At 43.6% G+C, this 23,996-nt stretch carries 26 protein-coding genes, 2 tRNA genes and 1 rRNA gene; 9 read left to right on the top strand and 20 right to left on the bottom strand.

What is annotated here, in order from left to right:
• From L4C38_RS00415 to L4C38_RS00395, 5 genes are all read right to left on the bottom strand, one after another.
• Positions 1–633, bottom strand: coding sequence for an NADH:ubiquinone reductase (Na(+)-transporting) subunit D (locus L4C38_RS00415; protein WP_428795558.1), 633 nt, complete (start codon positions 631–633; stop codon positions 1–3).
• Entirely contained in the window at positions 633–1,418 is a 786-nt protein-coding gene (locus tag L4C38_RS00410) for a Na(+)-translocating NADH-quinone reductase subunit C (protein ID WP_428795557.1), read from the bottom strand. The genes L4C38_RS00415 and L4C38_RS00410 overlap by 1 nt, the downstream gene beginning before the upstream one ends.
• Entirely contained in the window at positions 1,408–2,649 is a 1,242-nt protein-coding gene (locus tag L4C38_RS00405; protein ID WP_428795556.1) for an NADH:ubiquinone reductase (Na(+)-transporting) subunit B, read from the bottom strand. The genes L4C38_RS00410 and L4C38_RS00405 overlap by 11 nt, the downstream gene beginning before the upstream one ends.
• Positions 2,650–2,652: 3 nt before the next feature.
• A complete protein-coding gene (locus L4C38_RS00400) occupies positions 2,653–3,993 on the bottom strand; it encodes a Na(+)-translocating NADH-quinone reductase subunit A (RefSeq protein ID WP_428796006.1) in 1,341 nt (446 codons plus the stop codon).
• Positions 3,994–4,420: 427 nt separating this feature from the next.
• Positions 4,421–4,726, bottom strand: coding sequence for a BolA family protein (locus tag L4C38_RS00395; RefSeq protein ID WP_428795555.1), 306 nt, complete (start codon positions 4,724–4,726; stop codon positions 4,421–4,423).
• 193 nt (positions 4,727–4,919) lie between these two features.
• Between L4C38_RS00395 and L4C38_RS00390 the strand changes: the two genes are divergently transcribed.
• From L4C38_RS00390 to csdA, 8 genes are all read left to right on the top strand, one after another.
• A complete protein-coding gene (locus L4C38_RS00390) occupies positions 4,920–6,050 on the top strand; it encodes a methyltransferase (protein WP_428795554.1) in 1,131 nt (376 codons plus the stop codon).
• Between the two features lie 56 nt (positions 6,051–6,106).
• Positions 6,107–6,676: a YajG family lipoprotein gene (locus L4C38_RS00385; RefSeq protein ID WP_428795553.1), complete on the top strand. Its 570-nt coding sequence runs from the start codon at positions 6,107–6,109 to the stop codon at positions 6,674–6,676.
• Positions 6,676–7,221 (top strand): peptidylprolyl isomerase, encoded by a 546-nt coding sequence (locus L4C38_RS00380; protein WP_428795552.1) that lies wholly within the window; start codon positions 6,676–6,678, stop codon positions 7,219–7,221. Before L4C38_RS00385 ends, L4C38_RS00380 begins: the two co-directional genes overlap by 1 nt.
• A gap of 80 nt (positions 7,222–7,301) precedes the next feature.
• Complete coding sequence (locus L4C38_RS00375) at positions 7,302–8,654, top strand: AmpG family muropeptide MFS transporter (RefSeq protein ID WP_428795551.1); 1,353 nt, start codon at positions 7,302–7,304, stop codon at positions 8,652–8,654.
• A 527-nt stretch (positions 8,655–9,181) separates the two neighbouring features.
• Positions 9,182–9,967, top strand: coding sequence for an outer membrane protein OmpK (locus L4C38_RS00370; protein ID WP_428795550.1), 786 nt, complete (start codon positions 9,182–9,184; stop codon positions 9,965–9,967).
• 124 nt (positions 9,968–10,091) lie between these two features.
• Positions 10,092–10,973: a 2-dehydropantoate 2-reductase gene (panE, locus tag L4C38_RS00365; protein ID WP_428795549.1), complete on the top strand. Its 882-nt coding sequence runs from the start codon at positions 10,092–10,094 to the stop codon at positions 10,971–10,973.
• A 3-nt stretch (positions 10,974–10,976) separates the two neighbouring features.
• Positions 10,977–11,576, top strand: coding sequence for a DJ-1 family glyoxalase III (locus L4C38_RS00360; protein WP_428795548.1), 600 nt, complete (start codon positions 10,977–10,979; stop codon positions 11,574–11,576).
• On the top strand, positions 11,576–12,787 hold the full coding sequence (gene csdA / locus L4C38_RS00355; RefSeq protein WP_428795547.1) for a cysteine desulfurase CsdA: 1,212 nt from the start codon (positions 11,576–11,578) through the stop codon (positions 12,785–12,787). Before L4C38_RS00360 ends, csdA begins: the two co-directional genes overlap by 1 nt.
• Positions 12,788–12,850: 63 nt before the next feature.
• On the opposite strand, the gene ndk is transcribed toward csdA, so the two are convergent.
• The 11 genes from ndk to trmJ form a co-directional block, all read right to left on the bottom strand.
• Positions 12,851–13,276: a nucleoside-diphosphate kinase gene (gene ndk, locus L4C38_RS00350; protein WP_428795546.1), complete on the bottom strand. Its 426-nt coding sequence runs from the start codon at positions 13,274–13,276 to the stop codon at positions 12,851–12,853.
• Positions 13,277–13,345: 69 nt separating this feature from the next.
• Positions 13,346–14,632, bottom strand: a complete 1,287-nt coding sequence (gene pepB, locus L4C38_RS00345) for an aminopeptidase PepB (RefSeq protein WP_428795545.1) — start codon at positions 14,630–14,632, stop codon at positions 13,346–13,348.
• 153 nt (positions 14,633–14,785) lie between these two features.
• Complete coding sequence (iscX, locus tag L4C38_RS00340) at positions 14,786–14,980, bottom strand: Fe-S cluster assembly protein IscX (RefSeq protein ID WP_428795544.1); 195 nt, start codon at positions 14,978–14,980, stop codon at positions 14,786–14,788.
• Positions 14,981–15,127: 147 nt separating this feature from the next.
• Complete coding sequence (gene fdx, locus L4C38_RS00335; RefSeq protein WP_182109322.1) at positions 15,128–15,466, bottom strand: ISC system 2Fe-2S type ferredoxin; 339 nt, start codon at positions 15,464–15,466, stop codon at positions 15,128–15,130.
• A gap of 11 nt (positions 15,467–15,477) precedes the next feature.
• On the bottom strand, positions 15,478–17,331 hold the full coding sequence (gene hscA / locus L4C38_RS00330) for a Fe-S protein assembly chaperone HscA (RefSeq protein WP_428795543.1): 1,854 nt from the start codon (positions 17,329–17,331) through the stop codon (positions 15,478–15,480).
• Between the two features lie 20 nt (positions 17,332–17,351).
• Positions 17,352–17,867, bottom strand: a complete 516-nt coding sequence (hscB, locus tag L4C38_RS00325; protein WP_428795542.1) for a co-chaperone HscB — start codon at positions 17,865–17,867, stop codon at positions 17,352–17,354.
• Positions 17,868–17,926: 59 nt separating this feature from the next.
• Positions 17,927–18,250, bottom strand: a complete 324-nt coding sequence (gene iscA, locus L4C38_RS00320) for an iron-sulfur cluster assembly protein IscA (protein WP_428795541.1) — start codon at positions 18,248–18,250, stop codon at positions 17,927–17,929.
• A 66-nt stretch (positions 18,251–18,316) separates the two neighbouring features.
• Entirely contained in the window at positions 18,317–18,697 is a 381-nt protein-coding gene (gene iscU, locus L4C38_RS00315; RefSeq protein ID WP_428795540.1) for a Fe-S cluster assembly scaffold IscU, read from the bottom strand.
• Positions 18,698–18,745: 48 nt separating this feature from the next.
• Positions 18,746–19,960: an IscS subfamily cysteine desulfurase gene (locus L4C38_RS00310; RefSeq protein WP_428795539.1), complete on the bottom strand. Its 1,215-nt coding sequence runs from the start codon at positions 19,958–19,960 to the stop codon at positions 18,746–18,748.
• 30 nt (positions 19,961–19,990) lie between these two features.
• On the bottom strand, positions 19,991–20,497 hold the full coding sequence (iscR, locus tag L4C38_RS00305; RefSeq protein WP_428795538.1) for a Fe-S cluster assembly transcriptional regulator IscR: 507 nt from the start codon (positions 20,495–20,497) through the stop codon (positions 19,991–19,993).
• Between the two features lie 115 nt (positions 20,498–20,612).
• Positions 20,613–21,341 carry a tRNA (cytosine(32)/uridine(32)-2'-O)-methyltransferase TrmJ gene (gene trmJ, locus L4C38_RS00300; protein ID WP_428795537.1) on the bottom strand — a complete coding sequence of 243 codons (729 nt, stop codon included), beginning with the start codon at positions 21,339–21,341 and terminating at the stop codon, positions 20,613–20,615.
• Between the two features lie 177 nt (positions 21,342–21,518).
• Between trmJ and suhB the strand changes: the two genes are divergently transcribed.
• A complete protein-coding gene (gene suhB, locus L4C38_RS00295) occupies positions 21,519–22,322 on the top strand; it encodes an inositol-1-monophosphatase (protein WP_428795536.1) in 804 nt (267 codons plus the stop codon).
• Between the two features lie 57 nt (positions 22,323–22,379).
• On the opposite strand, the gene L4C38_RS00290 is transcribed toward suhB, so the two are convergent.
• The 4 genes from L4C38_RS00290 to rrf all read right to left on the bottom strand — a co-directional run bounded on the left by L4C38_RS00290 (position 22,380) and on the right by rrf (position 23,800).
• On the bottom strand, positions 22,380–23,138 hold the full coding sequence (locus tag L4C38_RS00290) for a YMGG-like glycine zipper-containing protein (protein WP_428795535.1): 759 nt from the start codon (positions 23,136–23,138) through the stop codon (positions 22,380–22,382).
• A 263-nt stretch (positions 23,139–23,401) separates the two neighbouring features.
• Positions 23,402–23,478 (bottom strand) — tRNA-Trp (locus tag L4C38_RS00285).
• Between the two features lie 35 nt (positions 23,479–23,513).
• Positions 23,514–23,590, bottom strand: a tRNA-Asp gene (locus L4C38_RS00280).
• 94 nt (positions 23,591–23,684) lie between these two features.
• Positions 23,685–23,800 (bottom strand): 5S ribosomal RNA (gene rrf, locus L4C38_RS00275).
• Between the last annotated feature and the right edge of the window lie 196 nt (positions 23,801–23,996).

Below are 23,996 nucleotides of genomic sequence, written 5' to 3'. Positions count from 1 at the left end.
TTACTCCTTCGCTTCTACTTGTTCTGGTTTCAGAATGCGGATTACCCAGATTAGGAAGCCGATCAGGAAGAATGCAGATGGTGCAAGTAACATCAAGCCGTTAGGCTGGTACCAACCACCATTGCTTACTAGTGGTAAAACTTCCATACCGAACAATTTGCCTGAGCCGAATAATTCGCGGAAGAAACCAACAGTAATTAGAACGAAACCATAACCAAGACCATTACCAATACCATCAATAAATGACGGGAATGGAGCGGACTTCATCGCGAACGCTTCAGCACGACCCATTACAATACAGTTAGTAATGATAAGACCTACGAATACTGATAGCTGCTTAGAGATATCGTATAGGTAAGCTTTCAATACTTGGTCAACTACAATTACTAAAGAAGCGATGATCGCCATCTGAACGATGATACGTACGCTGTTAGGTATGTGGTTACGGATTAGAGATACAGAGAAGTTAGACAAAGCAGTTACAAACGTTACTGCAAGCGTCATAACAAACGCAGTTTCTAGTTTTGTTGTTACTGCAAGAGCAGAACAAACACCAAGCACCTGTAGAGCGATCGGGTTGTTATCCAACACCGGTGCCATAATGCTCTTTTTAATATTTTGTGCGCTAGACATTAGTTCAGCCCTCCATCACGAACTTTTGCTAGGAAAGGACCAAAGCCCATATCACCTAACCAGAAGTCGAATGTACCCTGAACACCGTTACCGGTTAGCGTTGCGCCTGAAAGGCCATCAACACCGTGCTCAGAACCTGCTGGTGCACCACCTTTAACAACCTTGATTGCTGGTTTGTGGTTTTCGTCAAATAGCTTCTTGCCAACGAACTGATCACGCCATGCTGGGTTTTCAACTTCACCACCAAGCCCAGGAGTTTCACCTTGCTCGTAGTAAGTGATACCCGCAACCGTATTGCCGTCAGTTTCAACAGCAATGAAAGCGTACATCATTGACCATAAACCTGTACCGTGTACGGGAATGATCACTTTAGTCACTTCATTACCAACTGTTACTAGGTATACGATACCGACATCAGCACGACGAATGATCTTCGCTTTGTCTTGATCGGCAGTCAGTTTGATTGAGTGTGCAGGCTCTTTCGACGCTTTACGTTGGTCATAATTTACCGCAGTAAGACCACTTTCAGTCTTCTCAATAAACTCACCTGTTTTGAAATCGACTAAACGAGGCTCGATATATTGTGCAAATAGCTCAGGTATATTTTTACCATCGGCTTCAATACCTGCAACTTCAACGATTTTAGATTGCTTATCCAGAATCGCATTTGCTTTTTGTTTGTCGCGTAGAACAACTGCCGCTGTTGATACGATGATTGAGCACACTAAGCTCAATGCGATAACAACAAACAGCGTTTTTTTAATGCTATCGTTATTACTTGCCATAGCGTGCTAGTCTCCGCTTAATGTTCTTCTCAATAACCACGTGGTCGAACAGAGGTGCAAACAGGTTCGCGAATAGAATCGCCAGCATCATACCCTCAGGATAAGCTGGGTTAACCACTCGAATCATCACACACATTGCACCAATTAAGATGCCGTACCACCACTTACCGCCGTTGGTAAATGAAGCGGATACAGGGTCTGTCGCCATGAAGAACATACCAAACGCAAAACCACCCAGAACTAGGTGCCAGTGCCAAGGCATATTAAACATTGGGTTAGTATCTGAACCGATTACGTTGAATAGGGTTGCTACCACGATCATACCGATCATTGTACCGGCGATAATGCGCCAAGACGCAATTCGCATGTAAACGATCATAGCGGCACCAATCATCAGTGCTAGTGTTGATACTTCACCAATTGAACCTGGGATATTACCGATGAACGCGTCCATCCAAGTAATATTCGCACCAGTTACATTGTTAATCAGCGCACCACTACCGCCATGAGCCCATTGGCTCAAAGCCGTCGCACCAGAGAAACCGTCAGCCGCCGTCCAAACAACATCACCTGAAATTTGAGCAGGGTATGCGAAGAACAAGAACGCACGACCAGCGAGTGCTGGGTTAAGGAAGTTACGACCAGTACCACCAAAAATTTCCTTAGCAACAACAACACCGAAGGTAATACCTAGCGCTGCTTGCCATAAAGGTAATGTTGGTGGAACAATTAATGCGAATAGAATGGAAGTAACAAAGAAGCCTTCGTTTACTTCATGCTTACGCACCATACAAAACAGCACTTCCCAAAAACCACCCACAATAAATACTGTGGCATAAATTGGTAGGAAATATGTCGCACCTAAGAGCATCTTACTGCCAACACCTGCATCGGCAGCAATAACACCGCCTAGCATTTCAGTTAGCCAATAGTGCCAGTTACCGGCAACGACTGCCGCTAGTTGTTCACCAGCGTACATGTGGTTAAGTGCTGAGATAGCTTGACCACCCGCGTTATACATACCCCAGAACACTGCTGGGAATACCGCGAACCAAACCATGATCATGATACGTTTCAAGTCAACGCTATCACGAACGTGCGAGCTTTTCTTAGTCACTAGACCAGGGGTGTAGAAAAGTGTTGCTGCTGCTTCGTAAAGCGCAAACCACTTCTCATGTTTACCACCTGGTTCAAAATGATGCTCGATATCCTCAAGGAATTTTTTAAGCATGGATTACCCTTCCTTTACAATGGTATCTAGGCATTCACGCAGCAATTCGCCGTATTCGTATTTGCCAGGACATACAAAGGTACACAATGCTAAATCTTCTTCATCTAGCTCAAGAGCACCCAACGCTTGTGCGCTGTCTGTGTCACCTGCACATAGATCACGAAGTAGCAATGTCGGTTCCATATCAAGTGGCATTACGCGCTCGTAATTACCGATTGGAACCATTGCACGATCACTACCGTTCGTCGTAGTTGTCATGTTAAACAACTGACCTTTGAAGATGTGACCAAGGAAAGATTTTGTCACTGAGAATTTGTTCTTACCAGGCACAGCCCAGCCGAACAGTTCCTTCTCACGACCTTCTCGTAATACGGAAACTTGCTGATGGTAACGACCTAGATATGCGTGTGGACCTGTAGCATGAGTACCAGTAAGTACCGAACCAGAAATCACACGAACCTCACCTGGCATTAACTCGTTATCAGTCAACTCGTCTAAGCTTGCACCAATAATAGTGCGAACCAAGCGTGGTTTGTTGACAACAGGACCAGCTAAAGAGATCACACGATCTACATATAACTCACCAGTTAAGAACAACTTACCAAACGCAATAACGTCTTGATAGTTAATGCTCCACGCGACACTTTCTGCATTCACTGGATAGAGAAAATGCATATGTGTACCTGCAAGACCTGCAGGGTGGGGACCATCAAAAACGTGTTCTTCTACATTTGACTGAGAAGAGCGAGGAAGACTAGAGCCAGATTTACAAACGTAAACCTTGCCTTCAGTTAGGGCTGAAAGGACGTCAAGACCAGCGATAAATGCTTCTTCTTGTTCGTTGATAATCAACTCAGGCTGCGCTGCGAGTGGATTGGTATCCATTGCAGTAACAAAAATAGCCTTGGTAGAAGACGCAACAGCTGGAACCTTGCTAAACGGACGAGTACGCAAAGCAGTCCAAAGACCGGATTCAATAAGCTGAGTTCTGACCGTTTCACGATCTAAACTTGCTATTTGAGCCGCTTCAAACTTTTCGAATGTTACCTGTTCGTCACCTGCAGCTTCAATCACAACAGATTGAAGTACACGTTTCGCACCACGGTTAACTTCGACTACTTTACCGCTAATTGGAGAAGTAAATTTCACCCCAAGATTCTTTTTATCTTCAAAAAGAACTTGAGCTTTTTTCACTTCATCACCTACGCGGACATGCATAGTAGGACGCATGCCGACGTACTCTTCGCCAAGCAAGGCGACTTTCTTGATGGATTTACCATCATTAATCACCTGGGTAGGAGTTCCTGCGATAGGAAGGTCCAGACCCTTCTTTATTGTAATCATACGCACTTGCACTACTTTATCGGGAAAAAGATTCTTTAAATTGCGTAACTTTTAGACACGACATCAGTGTCCGGTCTCGGTGTTGGTATTCACCAAAATCGCAACATTCCATTAAACTTCTCGTCACATATAATAAGCGAGATTTATCAGGGGCGATAGTCTATCATCAATTTGGAATATGATGCCATGACCAATGGTGTGTATAGTGCGATTAATTGTTAGGATTTGAGTTTAAAAGGTTAAAGAATAGTCATAATTTTGACCTGTAGCACATCCTTAAAAGAGCCGAACCACCTTCTTTACTATTGATAATTAACATAATGAAACAAATTTTGTTAATTTGTAGCAATTCTATTTTTGTATCCACATTGTTAACAGGTGTATTTGAAGGGGCCATAAAAAACAGCTTTCGTTGCTTTTAATTGCTCTATTTTTTACCACCCAAACACATGGGGCTAAGCGGAGCTTTTTGTTGTTCACTCCACTCTTCTGGTGTGTACGTATGAATAGCTAAAGCATGTATATGATGGGCTAATTCATCTGCCAATGCTTGATTGATCATGCGATGCCTTGCCAACAAACGTAGCCCTTTAAATTGTTCGCTCACCACTATCACTTTAAAGTGGCTTTCTGAACCTGGAGCCACATTATGCTTAAAGCTCTCATTGATAACATCTAGATGTACTGGCGAGAGTTGTAGGTGTAATTTGGTCTGTATCGTCTCTTCAATCATTGTATTTCACCGCGCACTATTAACTACATTACTGATTATTATCAACGTATATACCCAAGTGACTTCAAGATGCAGGATTCAAAGGTCACTTGGGTATGATAGTATTCTCACCATTAAATCTAAAGGTTTTAGTTTTCACTTTAGCCGTCATCTGCGACAATTTCACTTAATCAAAACAGCAAGCGTTCCATTTATGAAATCTGAGCTCACCCTCTTCGACCGAACCTTAACTCTCTTACGCTATCCCGTTCGAAACAACGAAACCTTGCAAGCATGGGACGCTGGCGATGAGTACTTAATTAGCCATGTTGAAGAATTCCGATTGCCTGAACAACAAAACATTCTTGTTCTCAATGATAATTTTGGCGCTCTCTCTTGTTGGTTTTCAGAGAAACACCATGTAACTACGGTGAATGATTCTTATATTGCTCAGCAGGCTACACAGCAAAATTTACAACGCAATCATTGCAACCCCGTGACTTTCGCCACCAGCTTGGATGCGCTACCTAACAATGTTGATTTAGTTGTGATGCAAATTCCACGTAATAATCGTTACTTGGTTTGGCAATTGACACAACTACGTAAGTCGCTATCAGCCGATATTCCTGTGATCGCGGTTAACAAAGCGAAAGACATCCATTCTTCCACCCTAAAGTTGTTTGAAAAACATTTGGGTCAAACAAACACTTCATTGGCTTGGAAGAAGCACCGGTTAGTCTTTAGTTTTGCCAACACTAATCAGCCCACAGAGATTGAGCAATTTAGCGAATGGACGGTGGATGAACACAAGATAACGCTAAAGAACCTAGCGAACGTATATTCCGGAGACGGTTTAGACCAAGGCGCGCGATTTATGCTTGAACACCTTCCAAATGGTGACAAACATTCCAAAGCGATCGACCTAGGTTGTGGTAACGGTGTACTGTCGGTCAAATTGGCACAGCTCAATCCAACCATGGCGATTACCTGCGTGGATGAGAGTTTTATGGCAGTAGAATCTGCCAAGCAAAATTTACTCGGCAATCTGGAGGCTGATAGAGATTTTGAATTCATCGCCAACAACTGTTTAGATGGCTTTAACAGTGGTGATTATGATTTAGTCATATGCAATCCTCCGTTCCACCAGCAACAAACCGTCACAGACCATATCGCATGGCAAATGTTCTGTGATGCAAAGCATGTTCTAGACAACGGTGGGCAATTATTTGTTATCGGCAATCGCCACCTCGGATACGATGTGAAGCTTAAGCGTCTCTTTGGTAAGTCAAATGTCACCTTAGTCGCTGCAAATAAAAAATTTGTGATTTTACAAGCAACTAAGTAGTCATCTATTATCCATTTAAACTTAAGCCTTTCAGCAAATTAGAAAAGGAAATGACAATGAGAAAACTGGTTCTAGCCGCATCAATAGCATTACTAACTGCTTGTTCTGCGCCTCAGCAAGAACAACTTAACTTCTCACCACGTGCAGAGTTAAGCAATAGCAACATCGTCAATGGCAGTACATTCTCGCTAACCAGTAAAGATGTACGTTCGGCTCAATATATCGCTCTTGTCGACAGCGGTCGTTCAAACATCGAACCAATCCATTCTAAGCAAAATGTACGTATTACGCTTGAAAATGCATTACTAGAGCAGTTTCAATCGCAAGGGTTCCGCAGTTCAGTGAACAGCGAAAACTCGATCGTACTAGAAGTGCAAGAACTGTTAGTTTCCATTAAACACTCTGTAATGGAAAATGAGATGAATGCTAAGGTAGTCATTGAGCTCACAACAGAAACACCCCAAGGCAAACTGGTAAAAGTCTACACAGGTACAGCTGAACGCAATGGTGCACTTAGTGCTTCAAACCATGAAATTGAACTTGTTCTGAATGACGTAGCAAACCTAGTACTGCGTGAAATTGCTAACGACCGCGAACTGCAAAGCTACATGCAGGAGCGCTTCTAATGTGGAAATACGCTATTGCGTGCGCTGCCCTAGTTTCTAGCATTGCTTTCGCCGGACCGAAAGTTGAAATGGAAACCAATTTGGGTTCATTTGTTATTGAACTCAATGAGCAACAAGCACCAATTACCGTTGCAAACTTTCTAAAATATGTGAAAGATAACAGCTATAAAGGCACACAATTCCATCGTGTGATACCTGGATTCATGGCTCAAGGCGGTGGTTTTGACGCAAGCATGAACCGTGCTGCTACATATGCGCCAATAAAAAATGAAGCAAGCAATGGTTTAAAAAACATGACAGCAACCATTGCAATGGCACGCACCAATGATCCCCATTCGGCAACGCGTCAGTTTTTTATTAACTTAGCAGACAACGACTTCTTAAACTTTGCATCTCAATCTCCTGGCTACACTGTATTTGGTGAGGTAGTACAAGGTTTTGATGTTGTTCGCGAGATGGCTAAAAAGCCAACACATTCTGTTGCTCGTTACCGCGATGTCCCAGTCGAACCGATAGTTATCGAGAAAGTCACCTTAATCGATTAACCTAATTGGCTCTCATCATACTGAGAGCCTTTTTACTTCGTGCTCCCATTAACCGCTAAAGAAACACACAAGGACTCGTTATGGCGAACGCTTCTCTATCATGGGTAGAAACAGCACGCAGTTACCTTGATAAACGCTTGCTATGGGTTTTTATGCTCGGCTGTTCTAGCGGGTTTCCCTGGGTCCTGATCGGCTCCAACATGTCTGGTTGGTTGAAAGATGCTGGTTTAACTCGTTCTGCAATAGGCTATTTTGGCAGTGTCTTTGCTGTTTATGCCATTAATTTTCTGTGGGCACCTTTAGTTGACCGCGTTAAGTTACCGCTACTGAACCATTATTTAGGACAGCGACGTAGTTGGATATTCCTGTGCCAGTCTATCGTGTTAGTGTGTACATTTGTTATTGCGGGCGTTGACCCAGCAAAAAGCTTAATGCTCACTTCTATGCTGGCACTGTGCATCGCAATAGCATCATCAACACAAGATATTGCCATTGATGCTTACCGTATCGATACCTTCCCGAAATCTGATTCATCCAAGCTTCCGCAAGCCTCCGCTATGGCCGTGATTGGTTGGTGGACAGGATACTCGTTGCCGGGCTATCTCGCCTTTGTCAACGCAGACAGTATTGGTTGGAACGGCGTTTACTATGGAATGACCGCTATTGTCGGTTTATTGATGCTGTTCACTTTGCTCGTTGGCGAACCTAAAACACAAAGAGAAGCCCTACAAGAAAAAGCCGAACAACGCCATAATCAGGTGGTAGGTAATCGAGTCATTGCTTGGTTAACCGTGACAGTTTTAGAACCTTTCATAGATTTCTTTAAACGCAGTGGTTTCAAGGTTGCACTGACTTTGCTGCTATTTGTGTTCCTATTTAAGATAGGCGAAGCGTTCTTAGGACGAATGTCGATTCCTTTCTATAAAGATATCGGCTTTAGTAACGAGCAAATTGGATATTACTCCAAACTAATTGGATGGGGGCTAACCATTCTGTTCACTTTGCTTGGTAGTATGGTCAACGTTAAATTTGGTATCGTGCGCGGACTTATGATTGGCGGTACTGCGATGGCTGCAAGTAACTTGATGTTTGCTTGGATTGCCAAAGTTGGACCAAATGAAACCTTATTTCTCGCGACCTTAGTGGTTGATAACTTTACCTCGGCATTCTCCACTGTCGCTTTTGTTTCATTCCTAACCATGGTCACAGGGCAAGCCTTCTCTGCTACCCAATATGCACTTCTAGCCTCATTAGGTAATTTGGGGCGAACGACCCTAGCCTCCTTTAGCGGCGAACTGGTCGATTTCTTAGATGATTGGTCGATGTTCTTTGTCCTAACTGCCTTCATGGTCATTCCAAGTTTGATCATGCTGTATTCTCTACGCCACTACTTTACCGACATGCTTAATCGAGCTAGTAAAGAGCAAAGTTAACACGACATCTTGAATAACGAATACCGGTATATCTAATACAATCAAGGTCGCGCAAGCGACCTTGATTGTGGATACTAAATTTTTACCAAACAAGTCAAAAGAGACATTTCTAAAATTTGCATGCCACTAAGTAAATCTCCCCCCTCAGACAAAGCCTCTAGTAGAAAAAAGCATTATTTTAGACATGATGCTCCCTATATTTTCAACTCCAGAATTTTTACGAAGTCTTACAAAGCATCGATCATTTACGCTTTATGTTGATTATTTGATCTACACTTTATTTTTTGTTAAGCGTTTGCGTAATCGATACCTACAACATAAATCATGAAAAAAAATGAAAGCTGGCTAACTCGGTGATGCTTTAATGCGCAAATGTGATTTATATCTCAATATATTTGCATTTTTGCAACACTTACCACTTTAAGTTGCGACAAATATCAATATTATCCCCAGCGCAAACCAAGCACAGCAACAGTTGTGCAACACAATTATAAGCATCAAATTTTACACAAGAAGAGAGTTCACCTATGCGTAAATCACTTTTAGCTCTTGGCGTAGTAGCAGCCGTGGCAGCAGTACCTGCACAAGCGGAATACTTATTTGGATTTGGTAGTGTCTACCTAGATTACCAAAAATGGGGACAAGGTCTCGGGAACGATGACTCTAACTTTGGTCAAACAATCTCTGATCGTGACCAAGCTGTAATCGGTATCGAAGGCGGTGCAGTTTTTGATTGGGGTCAAATTTATGGTTTCTACGATTACGAAGGCGTGGATCGTGCGGGTGATGACCGTGGTGCCTCTCTAAAAGGTACTATCCACTACAATCTTACTGAATCTGGCGTAAGTCTTTATGCACAGGTGTACAACACAGACAAAGACAAAAACCCAGTATTGCACGAGCAAAACCGTGTTGTTGGTCTTGGTTACACCGGTCTTAATGGCGACGGTTGGGGCTTCACTCCGTTTATCGGTTTCCACCAAGTAAATACTGAAGGCGGTATCAGTGGCAGCAACGGCGGTATGGCTGGTTATGTGGGTTACTACAATACCGACATCGCAGGTCAAAACTTCACCTTCTCAACGTGGAATGAATTAGAATTTGCGCGTAATGATGAGTATGCAGACGTACAAAGTACTGAATTTGCATCAGGTGTTGATTCTGAAAGCTGGGGTCTAAACGGTAGCCTTAATGCGATGTGGAACGTAACCGATAACATCTCTACCGGTGTCCTTTATCGCTACACAGTGAACAAACTTGCACGTCGTGATTACCAAGACATCATCATCTACCGTGTACAATACAACTTCTAATTTGACTCATTAGCCTATATTGAGATTAGTATATTGCGTAAAAGGCACCGTTTGGTGCCTTTTTTATTTGCTTTCCACTGCTATCACATTATCCTCTGGGCAACGTTGTTAGTTGGTTAACTCTATGAATATTGCGATTGTTGGTCCGGGTGCGATAGGTTCACTCTGGGCAAGTTACTTAACCGATGCTGGACATCAAGTTAACCTCTGGAGTCGTCAGCCAGATGCTGAATTAACGATTCAACGAGATCAAACCGCCCAGCAAAGCTTATTGAACAATAATACTCAAGCGCTGCAGCACTCTGATGTCATCCTCGTCACGCTAAAAGCACCAAGCGTGCAAACGGTTTTAACTGCCATCGCTCAGCACATTCATCGAGACTCAATCATTGTACTAATGCACAATGGAATGGGAACAGCAGAAGGTGTCAACGCACTGTTTCCACAAAACCCACTGCTGTTAGCAACGACCACGCATGGTGCCTATCGCCCGACCCCAAGCCAAGTGCGGCATACAGGCAAAGGGCAAACTCTCTTGGGTGCGTTCAATTCGCAAGGTGAACAATGCCAGTTTCTAGTCGATGTATTTAATCATGCGTTAGCTGAAGTCACTTGGCATGACAAAATAAACCAAGCGTTGTGGAATAAACTCGCCATCAACTGTGCGATCAATCCGCTGACAGCAATCCACCAAATACCCAATGGTGCGTTGGTCGAGCAGAAATTCCAACATCAGATAGAATCTATCATCAAAGAAGTAAGCTTAGTAATGCAGGCTGAAAAGGTTGATATGGATATCTGTTCCCTGCAGAAAACAGTCGAACGTGTAATTAGCGCCACTAGCAGTAATTACTCATCAATGGAGCAAGATATTGCTCATCAACGCCAAAGCGAGATAGACTTTATTACGGGGTATGTTCTTGATCGAGCCGCAACGCACAATATTGATGTACCTAGTAATCAATCGCTTTACCAAGCGATTAAGAAAATCGAACAAAGCTGGTAAATTATGAAGAAGAAAGTACTCGTTCCAATAGCCACTGGCACTGAAGAAATGGAAGCCGTTACCATTATCGATATCATGGTACGTGCAGGCTATGATGTCGTCGTGGCAAGCGCTGACTTTTCGGGACAACTAACCATGAAAGCCTCTCGTGGTATCACGCTTACAGCTGATTGTCGTATCGTCGATGTGGCTGACGACGAGTTTGACGCCATCATACTACCCGGTGGGTTGGGTGGGGCTGAAGTCTTTCGTGATAGCCCTGTACTCGTCGAAATTGTTCGCCAACAAATGTATGAAGGCAAACTCGTTGCGGCGATTTGCGCTTCTCCTGCATTGGTTCTTGCGCACCACAATCTTTATCCTGATGCCTTGATGACTTGCCACCCTAGCTTTGAAAGCCACATCTCTCAAAAAAATTGGCGAGTAAAACGAGTAACATTCGATATAACAAGTAATCTGCTCACCAGCCAAGGTCCGGGCACTGCTCTAGAATTTGCTATGGAAATCATTATTCATTTATCTGGCAAAGCACACGCTTGGTCGGTCGCTGAACCGATGGTGACCATACCAACACTCCATTACCATGAGATAGGAAAGGCATAATGTTAGATATTGCGTCTATCCGAAGCCAATTTCCTGCCCTAAATCAGCAGGTAAACCAACAAGCTTTAGTTTACTTGGACAGTGCTGCGACCACCCAAAAGCCACAAATTGTTATTAATGCGATCAGCCAATACTACAGTGCGCAAAACGCCAATGTTCATCGTGGTAGTCACAGTTTAACGGCGCACGCGACCAACCAATTCGAAGCCGCACGTTGTTCCATTGCCAAGTTTATTCACGCAAGCAGCGAAAGAGAAATCGTCTGGACACGAGGAGCAACGGAAGCCCTCAACCTGATCGCACAAACTTATGCTCGCAGCACTCTCCAAGCCGGTGATGAAATTCTCATCGGCGAAATGGAACATCACGCTAATATCGTCCCTTGGCAAATTGTGGCCGAGCAAACTGGCGCAAAAATCGTGAAAGTAGCGATGACAACAGAATGCCAGCTCGATCTTACCGCCTTTAAACGGAACTTGAATAACAAAACAAAAATTGTCGCCTTAGCTCACACCACTAACGTTACTGGCACACGGCAACCGATCGAAAGTATGATTGAACTTGCCCATAACCAAGGAGCGGTAGTCGTTATCGATGCAGCTCAAGGTATTGTGCATGAAAAAATCGATGTTCAATCGCTGAATGCTGACTTTTTGGTTTTTTCAGGACATAAGATTTTTGCCCCTGCAGGTATTGGAGTGCTATATGGCAAGCTTGCTTTGCTAGAAGCTATGCCTCCATGGCATGGTGGTGGCAAGATGGTGGAAAAGGTCTCCTTTTCTGGTACAACTTACAGCCAATTGCCAGGCAAGTTTGAAGCTGGTACACCTAATGTTGCAGGTGCTATTGCCCTTTCTAAAGCAATAGATTGGTACACTCAGTTTGATGCTGACCAAGTGGCGACACATATTCATCATTTGGTTGAAAAAACCTACCAAGCACTTTGCCAATTTGAAGATGTTAATGTGATCGGCTATCAACCTGAGGCATCGGTACTTTCGTTCACTGTCGATGGTGTTCATCATCAAGATCTTGCAACGCTGCTCGACCAGCAAGGTATTGCTGTTCGTTCCGGTCATCATTGTGCGCATCCATTCATGGATGCCCTTGGCATTAGCGGAACAGTCCGCATTTCTTTTGCACTCTACAACAATGACCAAGATGTCGAGCGAGTTCTCGCCGCAATTGAGAAGAGTCTAGACATGTTGTAACCAATACTTAGATGTAAAAAGAGCCTCACTAGAGGCTCTTTTTCTTAATAAGCTTGTCGATAATTATCGAGGGCAGATCTCTGACTCAGGGAAGAAAAAGGCAATTTCTCGTTCAGCCGATGTCGGGCTATCAGAACCGTGTACTGAGTTGTAACGCAAACTAAGTGCGTAATCCGCACGAATAGTACCGCACGCCGCTTCTTCTGGGTTGGTCTTACCCATAAGCTCACGATAACGGCAGATCGCATCTTCGCCTTCTAGCACTTGAACCATAATAGGTCCTGAAGTCATGAATTCCTTCAATGCTGGGAAAAAAGGTTTTCCTTCATGCTCAGCATAGAAGCCACTCGCTTGTTCTTCGTTAAGATGAACCATCTTCGCCGCAATAACACTTAAACCAGCTTTCTCAATACGATTATAAACTTCGCCAATTAAGTTACGTTTTACCGCATCAGGCTTAACAATCGAAAACGTTCTTTCTAGAGCCATAAGGTTTCCTTCTACTTCTCTTTTTAATTATCAAATTGCAGTCTAACGGCTGCTAAGATTGTTGTGTTTTTATTGTACTAAAATGCGAGCTAGAGTTCGTACACCCATACCGGTCGCACCCGCTGACAATTTTTCACTTGGTGATTTTCGATATGTACCAGCGCAGTCAAAGTGCAACCAGCCTTTCTTATAATCATCCACAAAGAAAGACAGAAATGCAGCGGCGGTGCTTGCGCCAGGACTAAAGTCGCCAGAGCCAATATTAGAGAGATCAGCAAAATGTGATGGCAACATTCCGCGGTGGAAATCAGCGATAGGCAAAGGCCACAAGCCTTCTTTCTCTTCGCGTGCAGACGTTAGCGCTTGATGCGACAATTCTTCATCAAAACTCATTAATGCATGGTAATCATTACCCAATGCAAATTTAGCGGCACCCGTTAACGTAGCACAATCAATAATTAGTTCTGGGTTTTGCTCGCTCGCATACAAAAGACCATCAGCAAGGACTAGGCGCCCCTCGGCATCGGTATTCATAATTTCTACCGTCTTACCATTCTTGTAAGTAATGATATCGCCAAGCTTTAGAGCACGACCTGAAATCATATTCTCCGCACAACAAAGGATCAATTTAACACGCTTGTTCAAACCGCGCATGATAGCTAAGCCTAAGCCACCGGTAATGGTAGCAGCACCACCCATGTCGGCTTTCATTGCCGTCATAAAATCAGAAGGTTTAATGCTGTAACCGCCGGAATCAAAGGTAATCCCCTTACCAACCAAACACGCATACACTGGCGCGTTTTCATCACCCGTTGGGTTAAAATCAAGCTGAAGCATTGCTGATGTGCGCTCTGAACCACGCCCTACCGCATAAATTCCAGCCCAACCATCAGTGATAAGGTCTTTATCTTTAACGATACGAGTCGTAACCGAGCCTTCCGGTGCGACTGAGCGAATAAACTCTGCAGCCATAGTAGCAAGTTGGCGAGGAGCCACTTCTTCAGCTGATTTATTGATGATCTCACAAGTGAAATCTGTCGCTTTTATACGCGCTTCAAGTTCGGTTTGATCCGCCTCTCCAAGAGGTGACCAACTCAACTCGGTACTGTTTTTAGGCTCGCGGAAACCTTGATGGAAAGCCCAAACACTTTCGAGATCCCAACCTTCACCAGCTAACACAGCATTCTTAATGCCTTGCGTGACGAATCTACGTGCGGTTCTTTGAATGACACCAAGATCGTGTCCTTCACCTTGATGGATATGCGCGCCCTGTTCTGAAAACGAGACGATCGCCTTTTCACCCCAAACAGGTGCAGCTTCAACTTGGGTTAAAAATACCGACATCTTTGTAGACATGATTTCTCCTTGTCTGAATCTTTAGCATTGCCTGCTATCTACCGCTGTGATGTTAGCATTTTGCTAGCTAAAAATGTCAATTGGATAAAAAAACGGGCCAAAAGGCCCGCTTATTTAAATAAAAACTGTTAACTGTACGATGTTTTCTAGGCGTTAATCAGCCTCATCCATCCAACAAAGAATGACAGCTTCAAGTATCTTTTCGTTTGAGTGATTGGGCTCATCTTCAAAATCTTCAAGCTCAAGAATCCATTGATGCAAATCGGTAAAACGAACAGTTTTTGGATCCATATCAGGAAACTTTTCGCAAAGCTCAATCGCTATATCACGTGAATCAGTCCATTTCATTGCTCTTCTTCCTTTAAAGAATCTATTGTTAGTATTACTTAAGATAGTTAGATTTACAGCTCAGCACCATAGTTCAAGCTCTGTGAGCATGAGATTAGAACTTAAAAAGCAGTTAACGGCTCTGTACGTTAAACTATAAGAAGCAAATTAATGATCTTCTGACGCGTGGTTAAGCGTATATTTTGGGATCTCTACAACAAGATCTTCATTAGCAACGCATGCTTGGCAACCAAGACGAGATTCAGGTTCCAATCCCCATGCTTTATCGAGCATATCATCTTCTAATTCGTCACTCTCATTTAGAGAATCAAAACCTTCACGAACAATCACGTGACAAGTGGTGCACGCGCAAGATTTCTCACACGCATGTTCAATACCAATGCCATTTTTTAGCGCGACATCAAGTACAGTTTCACCTGGTTGAGCTTCTAATACTGCACCTTCAGGGCATAGGTCTTCATGAGGTAACACGATAATTTTAGGCATAACTTCTACTCTTAAATATCATCGACAGATTGACCTGACAACGCAGCTCGAATCGACTTATCCATACGACGTGACGCAAACTCTTGGCTTGCTTTATCCGTCTGTTTAATTCCAAACTCGATTGCATCAGCATCATCGCTATTACGCAATCCAATCAGGGTTTCAATTGCTTTTAGAAGTACTTGATTCTCTTGCTCTGACAGTAATTCATCACCATCCATTTTCATCGCAGCAATCAAACCTTCAATGACACGATCCGCTTCTACACGTTGTTCCGCCAACGCTCTAGACTGCATATCTTGCTTGGCGAAAGTCATTGAATCTCTTAGCATATTAGCCACTTCATCGTCGCTCAAACCATACGATGGTTTGACCTGGATTTCAGATTGAATGCCAGTACTCTTTTCCAATGCAGTGACCGAGAGCAAACCATCTGCATCAACTTGGTAGGTCACACGAACATGCGCTGCACCCGCTGCCATTGGTGGAATGCCTTTCAATGAAAAGCGCGCCAATGATCGGCAGTCATCTACCAACTCACGCTCACCTTGCACAATATGAACACTCATTGCCGTTTGACCATCTTTAAAAGTGGTAAACTCTTGCGCTCGAGCGACTGGTATTGTGGTGTTACGTGGAATAATTTTCTCGATCAAACCACCCATAGTTTCAATACCAAGGGAGAGAGGAATCACATCCAACAATAGCATCTCTGAGTCAGGCTTATTGCCAACCAAGATATCCGCTTGGATCCCAGCACCAATCGCAACCACTTCATCTGGGTTAATATCGGTCAATGGCATGCGCTCAAAGAAGTCACCTACCATTTCGCGTACCAGCAAGGTTCGCGTAGAGCCACCCACCATAACAACTTGGTTGATTTCATCTAATTCAACATCAGCGTCTTTCAACGCACGACGGCATGACATTAGTGTTTTCTTTACTAACGGACGAATCAGTGCTTCGAATTCTTCTCGAGTCACTATTCCTTGCCAGCCTAGAACATCAACTTCAACGTTATTGTGCTCAGAAAATGCTTGTTTTGTTTTTTGCGCGACATTAAGTAACGTACGATGTTGCTCTGCGGTTAGAGCTGTATCAAGCGTCGATTTTTCTAGTAAGAAATCCGCTAGCAGGTGGTCAAAATCATCACCACCTAGAGCTGAGTCTCCGCCAGTTGCTAATACCTCAAACACCCCTTTAGACAGGCGCAAAATTGAAATATCAAACGTACCGCCGCCGAGATCATATACTGCGATAACGCCTTCTTGATCTGAATCTAAACCATAGGCAATCGCCGCCGCAGTAGGTTCATTTAACAAACGTAATACGTGTAAACCCGCAAGTTTGGCTGCATCTTTAGTTCCAGCACGCTGAGCATCATCAAAATATGCAGGCACAGTTATAACAACACCAGCTAACTCACCACCTAGGGTTTGTTCCGCGCGAGATTTGAGTGTACCTAGAATATCAGCAGATACTTCAATCGGGTTCTTATCGCCTGCCGAGGTATGCAAAATAGGTAAACCATTCTCACTCGTTTTAATTTGGTATGGCAAAGATGGGTAGCGTTGTTTGATGTCTTCTAATGAACGTCCAATCAGACGCTTAACGGAAATAATAGTGTTCGAAGGATCAAGCTCAGCGCGCTCTAATGCTTCATACCCCACTTTTTTGCCGTCACTCGTATAATGAACAACAGAAGGAAGAATACGTCGCCCTTGCTCATCATCCAACGGAGTAACACTACCGCTGCGAACGGAAGCAACTAATGAATTAGTTGTACCTAAATCAATACCAGCGGCGAGTTTATGTTCATGAGGTGCCGAACTCTCACCCGGCTCTGCAATTTGAAGTAATGCCATTGTTAATCCTTGCGCTTGAGTTAACCGAGTAGTCTATCTTCAACTAACTCAATTTCATTTTTTAGTTTGGCAATAAATTTAAGCTTACGAACGCAATCAGCAGCTTGCGCCCATTCAGCCTGATTGAGATCTTCTTCTACCAATGCCAAGTGCTGCTTATACATTTTGGATACTTTCGCATCAAACTCACAAAGAGCCAACTCAGGATCTGAATAGCTGGGAATATCCTCAAGCTCTTCTCGCAGTTCCATTTGCTCCATTAGGAACATAGGATCTTGCATTGTTTGCTGCTCGGCATGAATCTCTATGCCATTTTCTGATAGTAGGTATTCAGCACGAGAAATAGGGTGCTTAAGCACTTGATAAGCATCATTGATTTGTGCCGCTTTCTGAACCGACATTAAACGATCGCGCTCGGAGGAGGAGGCAAATTTGTCTGGATGAAAGCGTTTTTGTAGTTCGCGGAATTGAGAAGAAAGAAGGCCACCATCCAGTTGAAACTGAATTGGTAGCCCAAACAATTCAAAGTGATTCATTAAAAACCTGACCCTTGATAAAGTTTCTCCCACCCTTATCTCAAGCAGGAGAACAAGAACTAAACGTTAAAGCTTTCACCACAGCCACATTCGCTTTTCGCGTTTGGGTTGTTAAATTCGAAACCTTCATTCAAACCCTGCTTAACGTAATCAAGCTCTGTACCGTCTAGGTACGCTAGGCTTTTCGGATCAATAATTACGGAAACGCCTTTGTGTTTGAACACTTCATCATCTTCGTTTAATTCGTCAACAAACTCTAGTACATAAGCCATACCAGAACAGCCTGTCGTTTTAACTCCGAGACGTAAACCGACTCCCTTCCCTCTATTTTCTAGGAAAGCACCTACACGGCTTGCTGCTGAATCTGTTAGTGTGATGGCCATACTGCACCCTGAACTGTGTTATACCAATCTAATGGGAGCACGGCTCCCATCGGTCTCATTTCGATTTTACAGATGTTTTTTCTTATAGTCAGCAACTGCTGCTTTGATTGCATCTTCTGCGAGGATAGAACAGTGAACTTTAACTGGAGGTAGCTCTAGTTCTTCTGCAATCTCAGCATTTTTAATTGCCGCAGCTTCATCAATCGACTTACCTTTAACCCACTCTGTTACCAGTGAGCTAGACGCAATCGCGCTACCACAGCCATAAGTTTTAAACTTCGCGTCTTCGATAATACCTTCTGGCGTTACTTTAATTTGAAGTTTCATTACATCACCACAAGCCGGAGCACCAACCATGCCGCTACCTACTGATGGATCTTCTTTATCGAAAGAACCGACGTTACGTGGGTTCTCATAATGATCAATTACTTTTTCGCTATATGCCATAATTATTTACCTCGAATCCTCTACACATCAACAGGGAAAATTAAACGTTTAGTGGTGTGCCCACTCAACTGTGCTTAAATCAACCCCTTCCTTGTACATATCCCATAGAGGAGACATGTCACGTAGCTTAATTACCGCTACGCGGATTTGCTCAATTGCGAAGTCCACTTCTTCTTCTTTCGTGAAACGACCGAATGAGAATCGAACCGAACTGTGTGCTAACTCGTCATTTAGACCAAGCGCTCGCAGTACATAAGAAGGCTCTAGGCTAGCAGAAGTACATGCACTACCCGATGAAACTGCTAGGTCTTTTAAAGACATAAGCAAAGACTCACCTTCTACAAATGCAAAACTGATGTTTAAGTTGTGTGGCACGCGCTGATCTAAATCGCCATTCACCGTTACCGCTTCTAAATCCTTCACGCCATTTAACAAGCGATTACGAAGACTCATTGCGTGATCATAATCTTTCTGCATATCATCTTTGGCGATACGGAAAGCTTCACCCATACCAACAATTTGGTGAGTAGCTAACGTACCAGAACGGAAGCCACGCTCATGACCGCCACCGTGCATTTGCGCTTCTAGACGAATACGAGGCTTACGGCGAACGTATAATGCACCAATACCTTTTGGGCCATAAATTTTATGAGCTGAAAGTGAAATCAGATCAACTTTTAACTGCTGAACATCAATCGGTAATTTGCCCGCGGATTGAGCTGCATCAACATGGAACACAACTTTACGTTCACGGCAAAGCTCACCGATAGCGGCAATATCTTGGATCACGCCAATTTCGTTGTTCACATGCATTATAGATACCAGTACCGTATCTTCACGCATTGCTGCTTCAAGCTTAGTAAGGTCAATAATACCGTTTGATTCTGGTTCAAGGTAAGTCACTTCAAAGCCTTCACGCTCAAGTTGACGGCATGGATCTAAAACGGCTTTGTGTTCCGTTTTACAAGTGATTACATGCTTACCTTTCTTTGCGTAAAAACGCGCAGCGCCCTTGATCGCAAGGTTATCCGACTCAGTCGCACCTGAAGTAAATACGATTTCACGTGGGTCTGCATTTAACAGGTCAGCTATTTGCTCTCGAGCATTGTCGACGGCCTCTTCGGCTTGCCAACCGTAACGATGCGAACGTGACGCTGGGTTACCAAACGTACCATCCATCGTCATGTACTGAACCATCTTTTCAGCCACTCTCTGATCTACTGGGCAAGTTGCTGAATAATCAAGATAAATCGGCAGTTTCATTCTTTACTCCAATGTAACATTGCAGACCGCTTAAGAGCGGACATTTAATCCCACGGCGGCACCAAATGCAGTGCGATTAGCGAGGCCATGGTTCACCGCAAGGTCTATGTCTTGTCGGTCTGAAATCTCTATCACTTCGTTATCTTTCATCAACTCACCAAGAGTGATGTTGTTTAGGAAGTCACTAATACGCGAGCTTAGATCGCGCCACAATGTGTGTGTTAGGCAACGAGTTCCACCTTGGCAATTTCCTTTGCCACTACATTTTGTTGCATCTACAGACTCATCAACAGCCGCAATAACGGTACCTATTGCAATTGCGTGTGCATCAGCACCCAAGCGATAACCACCGCCTGGACCACGAACACTAGAAACTAACCCAGCCTTGCGTAGCTTAGAAAACAACTGCTCTAAGTAAGAAAGCGAAATACCTTGTCGCTCTGAGATGTCTGCTAACGGCACAGGGCTCTGCTGTGAGTGTAAAGCCACATCTAGCATAGCTGTAACCGCGTACCTTCCCTTAGATGTAAGTCTCATATCGCACCATATCCACATCGTTCATATGGTATGAAGTTTTTCATACCTGACTAAATTGGTCAAGTATTTATTTGAGTAAAATAGTCAGGTATTTAACCCTTAAATCTGTAATAGATTAGCGACTGCCTATTTTCTTCTCTACAGCGGTCAAGACACCACGCAACGTATTAAGTTCTTGGAGTTCTGGGCGAGCACGGCTAAATAGGCGTCTTAACTTACTCATCACCTTATTTGGTTGGTCTGCAGAAATGAATTGGGTATCAATCATGACTTTTTCAAGGTGTTCGAAAAACATTTCGAGCTCTTCGTGACGAGGATAAGTTTGTTCATCCTGTGGCGCAAACTGTTGCTTTTGAGCATCCAAAAATGCGACTCGAATTTCGTAGGCTATCGTCTGAACAGCCATCGCCAAATTTAATGAGCTATACTCTGGATTTGCTGGTATGCATACGTGGTAATGACAAGCTTGCAGCTCATCATTAGTAAGGCCAATACGCTCACGACCAAATACGATTGCGACTTGGCTTTCTTGTCCTTCATGGGCACATTTTTCACCGCATTCTCTCGGTTCAAGCATTGGCCAATCAAGCGTACGTGAACGAGCACTTGAACCCACAACTAGAGAACAATCTTTTACGGCTTCTTCTAAGGTTGCGACTACTTGAGCATTAAGTGCGATATCACTCGCTCCGGCAGCCAATGCAATTGCTTGACCGTCCACTTCACACTCAGGCGCTACTAATACCATATTGCTCAACCCCATTACCTTCATGGCACGGGCTGCTGAACCAATATTTCCTGAATGAGATGTACCAACAAGAACAACTTTGACGTTGTTGAGCATGAGCAATTACCTATCCGATATAAAGTCGCGAGATATTATCACATTGCAGAAAAAAATGGTTAAAGTGATTCATATATGCTTGTCAATAGTGCAACAATTAACCACTTCCATTTGCGTTGTATTCTGTTATACTTCGCGGCGTTTTTCTGTTCTTTAACATCCGTTGGGAAACCCTGTATGCATCCAATGCTTAATATCGCTATTCGTGCGGCACGAAAAGCTGGCAATCATATTGCTAAATCACAAGAAAATATTGAGAAGATCGAAATCACTCAAAAAGGCACGTACGACTTTGTTACTAACGTAGACAAAGAAGCAGAAGCACTGATCATTGACACTATCAAAGCTTCTTATCCTGACCACTGCATCATCGCTGAAGAAAATGGCGTTATCGATGGCAGAGATCAAGAAGTACAATGGATCATCGACCCACTGGATGGCAACGCTAACTTTATCAAAGGTCTACCACACTTCTGTATTTCTATTGCAGTTCGCTTTAGAGGCAAAACCGAAGTTGCTTGTGTATACGACCCAATGCAAAACGAGTTATTCACTGCACAACGCGGTGGTGGTGCTCAGCTAAATAACGCACGTATTCGCGTTAAACAACTAAAAGACATGCAAGGTACTGTTCTAGCAACAGGTTTCCCATACAAACAAAAACAGCACTCTGAATCTTACTTTAAGATCCTTTCTGCTCTATTTGTTGACTGCGCTGACTTCCGACGCACGGGTTCTCCAGCTCTTGACTTATGTTATGTAGCAGCTGGTCGTGTTGATGGTTACTTCGAACTTGGTCTAAAACCATGGGATATAGCAGCTGGTGAGCTTATCGCTCGTGAAGCTGGTGCTATCGTTACAGACTTTGCCGGCGGAACTGAGTACATGAAATCAGGTAACGTTGTTGCTTCAAGTGCACGTGGTGTAAAAGGTATTCTTAAGCACATCCGTGAGAACGGTAATGCTGGTATGCTTAAATAATAGCAGCCGTCACAGCTGATTATAAAAGCCTCGCTCATAGAGCGGGGCTTTTTCATTTTAACTAATCCGAGTAAATCGATAGGTTTGCAACTTCTGCTCTCTCCCTTCTATATGCGCATAAATGTCGAGTAACCAAACCTGATCACCTATAAAGATTAACTCCAAGCGCACGTCTGATGTTGGAATATCCGTATATATAACATCACTAATATTGGTCGGGTAGAAAGATACTCTATTGTTATTCTCACCAGCTTCGCCAACGAAGCCCATTGAAACACCTTTTGCTTGGTTATCGACTTGCATTTGATACCCTGCCCCCTCGCCATAACTAAATGATGCTTTTAGCTTAAGCCCCTGCTCATTGGTAATACTAATATCAGCACTAGAAAGTGACGCGAGTGATCCCTTAGCGATAATTTCACTGTGGTCGATCGTTACAATATGGTTCTGAATGCTAACATTCCACTCACCAATAAAGTTTTCTAGTTGTTGCCAACTACTGCTCTTCTCAACAACTTGCTCGCTATCTATACTCGTTAATGCATCATTACGGCTATCATGGCGAATATTCCCTCGATTATTATGCAGATCCTGACTTGCACCAGCAACTCCACCGGCAACTCCGCCAGCAATTGCGCCTTTTACCGCCAAATCGGATTCGCCAGTCAAAGCGCCCATCGTTAACCCCAGCAAAGCTCCCCCTACCGCTCCTTGTTTAGTTGCCGCGTTGGGATCATCTTCTCCTGGAGTTACACATCCTGCGAGAAAAAAAACCGATATAAGTGATGATAGAACCAGCTTTGTATTGAATTTCATTGAGCACCTCACATATTGACTGCCTATATGGTAATCAATCACTGTCAAGAGAACTTCAGTCTATGTCAGGGGATTTTCAGAGTGGAATATAGAGGTGTTTCGAAGTGTTAATCGACTTAGTGGAATGATTCGAACTCCCAACACGCGCTATTGCGTATCAGGGGAATCAGTTGCTCTACCAATTCGCTGCTCTGTTAAATCACAAGACAACGACAAAATACAGATGTAAAAAAGCCCCAGCATTTCTGCTGAGGCTCAGTATATGGCAGGGGTGGAGAGATTCGAACTCCCAACACGCGGATTTGGAATCCGCTGCTCTGCCAATTGGAGCTACACCCCTGTCGTATTTTAAAGACTTAACTTTGTCTGAATAGATGGCGGAGTGGACGGGACTCGAACCCGCGACCCCCGGCGTGACAGGCCGGTATTCTAACCAACTGAACTACCACTCCGCAGCGGTATCTCTTACTAAATAAAGTCTTATGGTTAGATTGCTTTATCTAGTTTTGCCTTTAGATTTTTTAAAATCTAAAAACAAGTAATCAAGCCTGGCGATGTCCTACTCTCACATGGGGAGACCCCACACTACCATCGGCGCTACTGCGTTTCACTTCTGAGTTCGGCATGGAATCAGGTGGGTCCGCAACGCTATGGTCGCCAAGCAAATTCTTACTTTACTTTCAGTTTTGAAAACTGAAGGCAAAAAATCTGGAAAGCTGGTTTCTCTAAAATAGAGAGTAAAGTTCTATTACACATTCAATGTTCTTGCATTGAGTCCACAAAACCCCTTGGGTGTTGTATGGTTAAGCCTCACGGGCAATTAGTACAGGTTAGCTCAATGCCTCGCAGCACTTATTA

Origin of the sequence: Vibrio kasasachensis, assembly GCF_050337565.1 — a bacterium.
Lineage (GTDB): Bacteria > Pseudomonadota > Gammaproteobacteria > Enterobacterales > Vibrionaceae > Vibrio > Vibrio kasasachensis.
Note: the sequence above shows the minus strand (reverse complement) of the source record. Positions and strands in the feature narration are given on the sequence as shown.